Source organism: Alcanivorax sp. HI0044 (assembly GCF_001634945.1).
Genome location: NZ_LWEZ01000352.1, coordinates 1 through 1,274 on the forward strand (window position 1 = coordinate 1; position 1,274 = coordinate 1,274).

1 protein-coding gene and 1 pseudogene are annotated in these 1,274 nt (G+C 56.7%); both read right to left on the reverse strand.

Annotation, left to right across the window (positions count from 1 at the left end; translation table 11 throughout):
* The coding region (locus A3730_RS04305) for a 7TM-DISM domain-containing protein (RefSeq protein WP_156500888.1) at nucleotides 1–646 on the reverse strand (646 nt) is incomplete at its 3' end.
* Between the two features lie 39 nt (nucleotides 647–685).
* Nucleotides 686–1,140 (reverse strand): annotated as a pseudogene (locus A3730_RS32985) (7TM-DISM domain-containing protein); the annotation flags it as partial.
* Nucleotides 1,141–1,274 lie beyond the last annotated feature (134 nt).

A 1,274-nucleotide genomic window follows, 5' to 3' on the forward strand; every position in this document is an offset into this window, starting at 1 on the left:
AAAGAACCTGTTGCATGACCAGACCGACCTGAACGCCGATTACCGTGAGAATTCCGGGCAGGGTGATGACGCCATAGGCGCCCAGCGCCAACAACGTGACGGTGAGCAGGAATGTGCTCCATGCCAACACGAAAATGCGGGCCTCGGGGCGTCCCTGAAATAGACTGTAAAGTCCCGAAAGCAGCAAGACCGCCAGCGTCAGCAGGGCAACGCCACCTTGCAGTGGAGCCAGGGTGCCGACGGGGCTAGCCAGCAGGATGGCGATAATGATGGCTTGGGTAGCGCACAGGAACAAGAGAAGCCGGTCCAGCCATTGCCATCGCCGGGTTTGTAAATAATCGCGCGCAAACAGTAACCCGGATAGCAGGCTCATGTAGCCAAAAAAGTGATTGGTGTTTTGCGGTAATACCTGGGATTCGAACCAGAATTGCTGCAAAACCCCCTGCAGGGTAGCCACATAGAGTGTGGATGAGGCCAGATGCAGAACATAGAAGCGGCTGTTTCTTTCACGTCCGCCCAGCCATAGCACCAGGTGGTAGCACAGTAGCCCCAGGCCAATGCCGTAAAACCCTCCCATTAGCCATTCGTTGCTGCTTTGTTGTTCGATGAATGTATTTCGGCCGACGAGGCTGACCGGTACGGTCATGGCGCTGGTCAGTGAGTAGACGCGCAGATACAGGGTGCGCGGGGTATCCGGTAACAGCGTGAAGGGGAGAGTGAAAGTGCGGATATGCACGGGGCGGCTGGAAAAAGGCAAGGTGTCGCCCATATGGGTTGATTGCACGCCTCGGTCGTCGACCAGAAAAAATCCACTTCATCCAGGATGGCATAGTCGACCTGTAGCCACAGCGGTAATTCCCCGTCGCCAGTGTTTTCGAAGCGCACGCGAAACCAGCAGGCGTCGCGCCGATAACCAAAGCTGATTTGTTGGCGCTTGAGCGGCTGGTAGTCAGCCTGGCGGGCGTCGGTCAGGTTGGCTTCGCCGGTACCATCACACCAGCTTTGCAAGTTGGGAGCGAGCGGCATGGACTGCACTGGGGGGTGCAGTGAGAGGGTTTGTATCGGTGTCGAAGTGCCGGCCAGCGCGATGCCTGGCAGGTTCGCGAGCAGTAGCAATCCAATCAGTGCCCTGACCAACATGGATTTCCCTCCGTTCTCAATCGGATTGGCTGCGTCGCTATTGGCAAATAGCCTGTCTACGCGATGCCATTATCCTGGCAGAGAACACCTGATTTTATTGTTTTATCGGGCCAAGGAGCCTCATGGCACACCTG